The sequence below is a fragment of the Delftia sp. WSY_16 genome, assembly GCF_043104415.1.
GTDB classification, from domain to species: Bacteria; Pseudomonadota; Gammaproteobacteria; order Burkholderiales; family Burkholderiaceae_C; genus Comamonas; species Comamonas tsuruhatensis.
In genome coordinates, this window is record NZ_JBICKS010000039.1 from 1 (window position 1) to 3,186 (window position 3,186).

The following is a 3,186-nucleotide window of genomic DNA, read 5'->3' on the forward strand; positions in this document are numbered from 1 at the left end:
TGACTCAACACTAAAGCAGTCTCGTGTGAGACTGCTTTAGTGTTGATAGTTATCCAACTATCAATCGGCTGTTCTTTAAAAATTCATAGAGTCGAAATCAGCGTTGCTGGCGGAAAGAGATTTCAATCTCACCGTGCCGTCAGCAACATTTTGATTGCGTCAAAACGAATGAAACTTTGTTTTATTCAAGTAATGACGAATCTTTCTCTGACAGCAATGTCAAAGAATCATTCACATTACGGCATAACGCGCGAGGTGAAAGACCTCGCAAGTCCTTGAAAGAAAACGGCGAAATCTCGCAAGAGAGATCAAAGTTATAGGGTCAAGTGACTAAGAGCATGTGGTGGATGCCTTGGCGATGATAGGCGACGAAAGACGTGATAGCCTGCGATAAGCTTCGGGGAGCTGGCAAATAAGCTTTGATCCGGAGATTTCTGAATGGGGAAACCCACCCGCAAGGGTATCGCATACTGAATACATAGGTATGCGAGGCGAACCTGGAGAACTGAAACATCTAAGTACCCAGAGGAAAAGACATCAACCGAGATTCCGAAAGTAGTGGCGAGCGAAATCGGAACAGCCTTCTAGTGATAGTCAGACGGTTAACAAAACGGAATGGAAAGTCCGGCCATAGTAGGTGATAGCCCTGTATGTGAAAACCGACTGGTGGTACTGAGCTAGAGAAAAGTAGGGCGGGGCACGAGAAACCCTGTCTGAATATGGGGGGACCATCCTCCAAGGCTAAATACTCATCATCGACCGATAGTGAACCAGTACCGTGAGGGAAAGGCGAAAAGAACCCCGGGAGGGGAGTGAAATAGATCCTGAAACCGCATGCTTACAAAAAGTAGGAGCCCGCAAGGGTGACTGCGTACCTTTTGTATAATGGGTCAGCGACTTACATTCAGTGGCAAGGTTAACCGAATAGGGGAGCCGTAGAGAAATCGAGTCCGAATAGGGCGTCCAGTCGCTGGGTGTAGACCCGAAACCAAGTGATCTATCCATGGCCAGGATGAAGGTGCCGTAACAGGTACTGGAGGTCCGAACCGACTAGTGTTGCAAAACTAGCGGATGAGCTGTGGATAGGGGTGAAAGGCTAAACAAACTTGGAAATAGCTGGTTCTCTCCGAAAACTATTTAGGTAGTGCCTCAAGTATTACCTGCGGGGGTAGAGCACTGTTTAGGCTAGGGGGTCATGGCGACTTACCAAACCTATGCAAACTCCGAATACCGCAGAGTACAGCTTGGGAGACAGAGCACCGGGTGCTAACGTCCGGACTCAAGAGGGAAACAACCCAGACCGCCAGCTAAGGTCCCTAAAATTGGCTAAGTGGGAAACGAAGTGGGAAGGCTAAAACAGTCAGGATGTTGGCTTAGAAGCAGCCATCATTTAAAGAAAGCGTAATAGCTCACTGATCGAGTCGTCCTGCGCGGAAGATGTAACGGGGCTAAGCCAGTTACCGAAGCTGCGGATTTGCAATTTATTGCAAGTGGTAGGAGAGCGTTCTGTAAGCCTGTGAAGGTGCCTGGTAACGGGTGCTGGAGGTATCAGAAGTGCGAATGCTGACATGAGTAGCGTTAAAGGGGGTGAAAAGCCCCCTCGCCGTAAGCGCAAGGTTTCCTACGCAACGTTCATCGGCGTAGGGTGAGTCGGCCCCTAAGGCGAGGCAGAGATGCGTAGCTGATGGGAAACAGGTCAATATTCCTGTACCGATGTGTAGTGCGATGTGGGGACGGAGAAGGTTAGCTCAGCCAACTGTTGGATATGTTGGTTCAAGCCTGTAGTCGTGCCTGGTAGGCAAATCCGCCGGGCTTAGATGAGGGGTGATAACGAGTCTGCTTGCAGACGAAGTGAGTGATACCCTGCTTCCAGGAAAAGCCACTAAGCTTCAGCTACACACGACCGTACCGCAAACCGACACTGGTGCGCGAGATGAGTATTCTAAGGCGCTTGAGAGAACTCTGGAGAAGGAACTCGGCAAATTGATACCGTAACTTCGGGAGAAGGTATGCCGCAAGTAGGTGAACTTGAACAAAGGGAGCCCAAAGCGGTTGCAAAAAATCGGTGGCTGCGACTGTTTAATAAAAACACAGCACTCTGCAAACACGAAAGTGGACGTATAGGGTGTGACGCCTGCCCGGTGCTGGAAGATTAAATGATGGGGTGCAAGCTCTTGATTGAAGTCCCAGTAAACGGCGGCCGTAACTATAACGGTCCTAAGGTAGCGAAATTCCTTGTCGGGTAAGTTCCGACCTGCACGAATGGCGTAACGATGGCCACACTGTCTCCTCCAGAGACTCAGCGAAGTTGAAATGTTTGTGATGATGCAATCTCCCCGCGGAAAGACGGAAAGACCCCATGAACCTTTACTGTAGCTTTGTATTGGATTTTGAACGGATCTGTGTAGGATAGGTGGGAGGCTTTGAAGTGAGGACGCTAGTTCTCATGGAGCCGACGTTGAAATACCACCCTGGTGCGTTTGAGGTTCTAACCCAGGTCCCTTATCGGGATCGGGGACAGTGCATGGTAGGCAGTTTGACTGGGGCGGTCTCCTCCCAAAGCGTAACGGAGGAGTTCGAAGGTACGCTAGTTACGGTCGGACATCGTGACGATAGTGCAATGGCATAAGCGTGCTTAACTGCGAGACTGACAAGTCGAGCAGATGCGAAAGCAGGACATAGTGATCCGGTGGTTCTGTATGGAAGGGCCATCGCTCAACGGATAAAAGGTACTCTGGGGATAACAGGCTGATACCGCCCAAGAGTTCATATCGACGGCGGTGTTTGGCACCTCGATGTCGGCTCATCTCATCCTGGGGCTGTAGTCGGTCCCAAGGGTATGGCTGTTCGCCATTTAAAGAGGTACGTGAGCTGGGTTTAAAACGTCGTGAGACAGTTTGGTCCCTATCTTCCGTGGGCGCTGCAGATTTGAGGAAGCCTGCTCCTAGTACGAGAGGACCGGAGTGGACACACCTCTGGTGTATCGGTTGTCACGCCAGTGGCATTGCCGAGTAGCTAAGTGTGGAAGAGATAACCGCTGAAAGCATCTAAGCGGGAAACTCGTTTCAAGATGAGATCTGCCGGGGCCTTGAGCCCCCTGAAGAGTCGTTCAAGACCAGGACGTTGATAGGCTGGGTGTGGAAGCGCAGTAATGCGTTAAGCTAACCAGTACTAATTGCTCGTGAG

Annotated in this window: 1 rRNA gene; it reads left to right on the forward strand. The window is 50.4% G+C overall.

Annotation, left to right across the window (positions count from 1 at the left end):
• Positions 1–320: 320 nt before the first annotated feature.
• Positions 321–3,186 (forward strand): 23S ribosomal RNA (locus tag ACF8O7_RS19775); the annotation flags it as partial.